We start from the raw sequence: 6,538 nt of genomic DNA on the forward strand, positions 1-6,538 counted from the left end.
ACGCGGCTGCTGGAGCATCCGGCCGTACATGAAGCAGTGGTGATCGATATCGAAGTCAGCGGCCACAAGCAATTGGCGGCCTACCTGATCGGTGACGAGGACAGCACCGCGTTGCGTGCCGAACTCAAGGCCCACCTCAAGGCGGGCCTGCCGGATTACATGGTGCCAAGCCACCTGGTGTGGCTGGAAAAAATGCCCCAGACCCCCAACGGCAAGCTGGACCGCAAGGCCCTGCCCAAGCCCGATGCCAGCCCGCTGCAGAACGTCTATGTGGCGCCTGTCAGCGAGCTGGAGCAGCAACTCGCCGCGCTCTGGGCCGAGGTGCTGAACGTCGAGCGCGTGGGGCTGACCGACGACTTCTTCGAGCTGGGCGGGCACTCACTGCTCGCGGCGCAGCTGATTTCAAGAATCCATTCCGGCCTCGGTATCGATGTACCGCTGCGCCTCATTTTCGAGAAACCGCAATTGAACGATTTTATCCAGGCATTCGAGAGCACTGGTCTGTCGCTGACCGAAGACGGCTTGTCCGATATCGAAAAAATGATGAACGAAATGGCAGGGGCCTGAGATGGACAAGACTACCGCAGAGCGCATTGCCAAACGTTTCGTCAGCCTGCCGCTGGAGCAGCGCCGGCAGATTCTCGACAAGATGCGCGAGACCGGGCAGAGCTTCCGCCTCTTGCCGATTGCCGTGACCCGTAATGAGGTGCAGCGCATCCCGCTGTCCTACGCGCAGCAGCGCATGCTGTTCCTCTGGCAGATGGAGCCGGATAACAGCGCCTACAACGTGCCGATGGCGGTGCGCCTGAGTGGCACGCTGGACGACGCTGCACTGGCCGGCGCCCTGGCGCAACTGGTGCAGCGGCATGAAACCCTGCGCACCCGTTTCGTTTCGGTGGACGGCGAGTTCCACCAGGAAATCCTCGAACAGGCGCCGGTGGCCCTGGAGGTGGTGGAGGTCTCGACCGAGGTCGGCGAAGAAGCCGAAAACACCCTGAAAGCGCTGGTCGAAGCCGAAATGCAGGCGCCGTTCGACCTGCTCAGCGGCACCTTGCTGCGGGTCAAACTGTTCCGCCTCGGCAGCGCCGAACATGTGCTGACCCTGTGCATGCACCATGTGGTGTCCGATGGCTGGTCGAGCCAGTTGCTGGTGCGCGAGTTCGTTCAGTTCTATCAGGCTCAGGTCGGCGGTACCGCCGCAGCTCTGCCGGCCTTGCCGGTGCAGTACGCCGACTACGCCATCTGGCAGCGCGGCTGGCTGGAGGCCGGGGAGGGCGAGCGGCAGTTGCAGTACTGGAAGCAGCAACTGGGCGACGAACAGCCGGTGCTGGCCCTGCCGCTGGACCACGAACGTCCGCAGCAACCCAGCTACCGTGGCGCGGTGGTGCGCGCCGACCTGTCGGCGGCGCTGTCCGAGCAGCTCAAACGCGTGGCGCGCACTCAAGGCGTGACGGTGTTCATGCTGACCCTGGCCGCGCTGTCGGTGGTGCTGTCGCGCTACAGCGGCCAGGCCGATATCCGCATCGGCGCGCCCAACGCCGGCCGTACCCGCAGTGAACTGGAAGGGCTGATCGGTTTCTTCATCAACACCCAGGTGCTGCGGGTGCAGATCGATGAGCGGCAGACCTTCGCCGAACTGCTGGAGCAGGTGAAGCAGGTGGTGACCGGCGCGCAATCCCATCAGGAGCTGCCGTTCGAGCACCTGGTGGACGCCCTGGCGCCCGAGCGCAACCTGGGCCACAACCCGCTGTTCCAGTTCAAGATCAACCAGCAGGTGTTCAGCGCGGACGAAGGCGATGATGCCGAGCGCGGCGTCGATGGCCTGAGCGTGGACAAATACGCCTTCGGCGCCACCGATGCGCGCTTCGACCTGGCCTACGACTTTATTGATACGCCGCAGGGCCTGCGTGGTTACTTCACCTATGCCACCGACCTGTTCGAGGCGGCGACCATCGAGCGGATCGTCGTCTCGTTGCGTGGCGTGCTGGAAAACCTCGTCGCGCACACCGGCGACATGCTGCTGGCACACGCCGAGCCCGCGCCGCTATTGGCGACGCCACCGGCAGCGGCGAGCAGCACCAATGGCTTCCTCTCGCTCTGGCAGCAAGGGCTGCTGGCAGGCCAGGATAAGCCGGCTGTGCGCTCGGGCGAAGACGTCCTGAGTTACGCGCAACTCGACGCGCAATCCAGCCAGCTCGCCCATTACCTGCGCGCACAAGGCATCGGCGCCGGCATGACCGTGGCGCTGTGTCAGGAACGCGGGATCGAGTGGGTGACGAGCCTGCTGGCGGTGCTCAAGCTGGGCGCGGTGTACCTGCCGCTGGATACCCGCCAGCCGCTGGAGCGCCTGCAACAACTGACGCGGGACAGCCGCGCCGCGCTGCTGATCCATGCCGCCGGATACGACGCCTCGTCCTTCGACCACTGCCCGACCCTGGCCTGGGACGCCAACCTGTGGGCCGCCAGCGCGAGCAGCGCGCCCGAGGTTGCCATCAGTGCGAGCCAGCCGGCCTACATCATCTACACCTCCGGTTCCACCGGTCAGCCCAAGGGCGTAGTGATCAGCCATGGCGCCTTGAGCAATTACGTGCAGGGTGTGCTGGAGCGTCTGGCGCTGAGTGGTGAGGGCAGCATGGCGATGGTCTCGACCATCGCCGCCGACCTTGGTCACACCTTGCTGTTCGGCGCCCTGGCGTCGGGCCGCACGCTGCACCTGCTGTCCCATGAACATGCTTTCGACCCGGACAGCTTCTCCGCCTACATGGCCGAGCAGTGTATCGAGGTGCTGAAGATCGTGCCGAGCCACCTGCAAGGTCTGTTGCAGGCGGCGAAACCGGCGGATGTGCTGCCGGCGCAGTTGCTGATCCTCGGTGGCGAAGCCAGTAGCTGGAGCCTGGTTGAGCAGATTCGCGCGCTCAAACCCGGCTGCCGGATCCTCAACCACTACGGTCCGACTGAAACCACCGTGGGCATACTCACCCATGAGGTCGGCGCCGTTATCGAAGGCTGTCGCAGCGTTCCGGTTGGTCAGCCACTGGCGGGTGCCCGGGCACGGGTGCTGGACGCCTGGCTCAACCCGGTGGCCGAGCGGGTCGCGGGCGAGCTGTACCTGGGCGGCGCCGGTCTGGCCCAAGGGTATTTGGGCCTGCCGGCGCTGACCGCCGAGCGCTTTGTGCCGGATGCCGATGGCCAGCGCCTGTACCGCTCCGGTGACCGTGCCCGGCAGGTGCCGGGTGGGCTGGAATACCTGGGTCGTGCCGACGACCAGGTGAAAATTCGCGGCTACCGCGTCGAGCCGGGCGAGGTCGGCCATCTGCTGCGCGGCCTCGACGGCGTTGCCGAAGCCGTGGTGCTGGCGCTGCCGCAGGACGGTGATGAAGCGCGCCTGCAACTGGTGGGCTACTGCGCCGCCGCCAGCGGCGTGACCCTGCAGGCCGAAGCGCTGCGTCAGCAACTGGCGACGAGCCTGCCGGAATACCTGGTGCCCACGCAGATTCTGCTGCTGGAGCGCCTGCCGCTGACCGCCAACGGAAAACTGGACAAACGCGCCCTGCCCAAGCCGGGTGCGATCAAGCAGGCGTACACCGCGCCTGTGGGGGAAATCGAGGAAAAACTCGCCGCGATCTGGGCCGATGTGCTCAAGCTGGAGCGGGTCGGCACCACCGACAACTTCTTCGAATTGGGCGGTGATTCGATCCTCAGCCTGCAGATCATTGCCCGGGCCAAGCGCCAGGGCATCAAGCTCAGCCCCAAACAACTGTTCGAGAAACAGAGCATCGGCCAGTTGGCCGCAGTGGCCAAGTTGATCGAGAAGAAAGCCGCCGCCCCCGTGGTCGAGCAACTGAGCGGCAACCTGCCGCTGCTGCCGATCCAGGCGCGTTTCTTCGAGACCGATATTCCCCAGCGTCATCATTGGAACCAGGCGGTGATGCTCAAGCCGACCCGTGTTCTGGACGCCGTGCACCTGCAAGTCGCCCTGCATGCCCTGCTCGAACAGCATGATGCTCTGCGCCTGAGTTTCGCGGCGCACGCGGCGGGCTGGCAGGCGAGCTTCGCCGCGATCAACAGCCCTGACCTGTTGTGGGTACGCGAGCTGGGCGATAGCGTCGACCTGACCGCGCTGGCCAACCAGGCCCAGCGCAGCCTGGACCTGACCAACGGTCCGCTGCTGCGCGGGGTGCTGGTGAACCTGGCGCAGGGCGAACAGCGCCTGCTGCTGGTGATCCATCACCTGGTGGTGGACGGTGTGTCCTGGCGCGTGCTGCTGGAAGACCTGCAACAGGCCTATGCCGCGCGGGTGGCGGGCAACACGGTGGTGCTGCCGGCCAAGAGCAGTTCGCTCAAGGCCTGGGCGGAAAAACTACACAGCTACGCCGCGAATGCCGCACTGGAACAGGAATTGGGCTGGTGGCAAACGCAGTTGCACGGCGCCAGCGACAGCCTGCCGTGGGATCACCCCGAGGGCAGCCAGCAACGCCAGCACGCCATCTCCGTGAGCACCCACCTGGATGCCGGACTGACCCGCAAACTGCTGCAAGACGCGCCTGCCGCCTACCGCACGCAGATCAACGATCTGCTGCTGACCGCGCTGGCGCGGGTCATCAGCCGTTGGACCGCTCGGCCCGATGCGTTGATCCGCCTGGAAGGCCACGGCCGCGAAGACCTGTTCGACGATATCGACCTGAGCCGCACCGTCGGCTGGTTCAGCAACCTGTACCCGGTGCGCCTGACGCCCGCCGCGCAGGTGGGCGAATCGATCAAGGCGATCAAGGAACAACTGCGGGCGATTCCCGACAAGGGCATTGGCTACGGCGTGCTGCGTTACCTGGGCAGCGAGCCTGCGCGGACGTCCCTGGCGCAACTGGCGCAGGGCAGCATCGTGTTCAACTACCTCGGCCAGTTCGATGGCAGCTTCGATGCCGGTGATGCGCTGTTCGCGCCGTCCGGTGAAGCGTCTGGCGACAGCCAGGATCCGGCTGCGCCACTGTCTGCGCCGATCATCATCAACGGCCAGGTGTATGGAGGCGAGCTGGACCTGAGCTGGAGCTTCAGCAGCCAGGTGTTCGAGCATGCGACCATCCAGCGCCTGGCGGACGACTATGCCGCCGAACTGCGCCAACTGATCGAGCATTGCACCGCCGCTGGTGTGGCGGGGATGACCCCGTCTGATTTCCCGCTGGTCGACCTGACCCAGGCGGAACTGGACCGCTTGCCACTGCCAGCAGCCCGGGTGCAGGACCTCTACCCGCTGTCGCCGATGCAGCAGGGCATGCTGTTCCACACCCTGTACGAGCAGGAGGCGGGCAACTACATCAACCAGTTGCGGGTCGAGGTCGAAGGCCTCGACGTGCCGCGTTTCCGTGCGGCCTGGCAGGCGCTGGTAGACCAGCATGACGTGCTGCGCAGTGTGTTCTTCAGCGACCTGCGCCAGCCCGTGCAGGCGGTGTTGCGTCAGGTCGAGGTGCCTTTCGTCGAGCTCGATGTGCGTGGGCAGGCGGAGCAGGGGGCGTGGATCGAGCAATGGGCGGCGGCGGAGCGTGCGCTCGGCTTCGTGCTGGAACAGGGGCCGCTGCTGCGTCTGGCGGTGCTGCGCACCGGCGAGCACAGCCATCAACTGGTCTACACCTGCCACCACATTCTCATGGACGGCTGGAGCACCTCGCGGATGCTCGGCGAGGTGCTGCAACGCTACAGCGGTCACAGCGTGGCGTCTCATAGCGGACGCTATCGCGACTATATCGAGTGGTTGCAGCGCCAGGACGGCGCGGCCAGCCGGGACTTCTGGACCCGCCACCTGCACGGGCTGGAACAGCCGACCCGGTTGGCCCAGGCGGTCAGCGCGCCGGTGGGCGGCGACGGTTATGGCGAACAGCTTCATGGCCTGGATGAGCAGCAGACCCAACGCCTGAGCGATTTCGCCCGCGAACAGCGGGTCACCCTAAACACCCTGGTGCAAGCCGCGTGGCTGTTGCTGCTGCAACGCTACAGTGGTCAGGCCAGCGTGGCCTTCGGCGCCACCGTGGCGGGTCGTCCAACCGAACTGCCGGGGATCGAGGAACAGCTTGGTCTGTTTATCAATACCCTGCCGGTGCTCGGTAGCCCACGCCCGGAACAGACCGTGGCCGAGTGGCTGGCGCAGGTGCAGGAGCAGAACCTGGCTCTGCGCGAGCACGAGCACACGCCGCTCAACGACATCCAGCGCTGGGCTGGACGGGGCGGCGAGGCACTGTTCGATTCGATTCTGGTGTTCGAGAACTACCCGGTGTCCGAGGCCCTGCAGCAGACCGCGCCGCAGGGCCTGGTCTTCGGTAGCCTGATCAACCAGGAGCAGGCGCACTATCCGCTGGCGCTGGTGGTCAATGTCGGCGCTGCGCTATCGATGCGCCTGAGTCATGACCGCCGGCAGTTCAGCGATGAGGTGGTGGCTCAGTTGGCGCGGCATCTCGATCACCTGCTGCAGGCGCTGATCCGCGATGCCCAGGCCCCGCTGGGCGAACTGCCGCTGCTGGACACCGACGAGCGCCAGCACCTGCTGCAT

General features: G+C 65.8%; 2 protein-coding genes. Both read left to right on the forward strand.

Annotated elements, in window-relative coordinates; translation table 11 throughout:
- A partial coding sequence (locus tag DM374_RS31885) for a phosphopantetheine-binding protein (RefSeq protein WP_225422659.1) occupies positions 1 to 567 on the forward strand: 567 nt, incomplete at its 5' end.
- Between the two features lies 1 nt (position 568).
- Positions 569 to 6,538 (forward strand): non-ribosomal peptide synthetase (locus DM374_RS31890; RefSeq protein WP_157969792.1); only part of this gene is annotated, 5,970 nt, incomplete at its 3' end.

This window comes from Pseudomonas huaxiensis (assembly GCF_003231275.1).
GTDB classification, from domain to species: Bacteria; Pseudomonadota; Gammaproteobacteria; order Pseudomonadales; family Pseudomonadaceae; genus Aquipseudomonas; species Aquipseudomonas huaxiensis.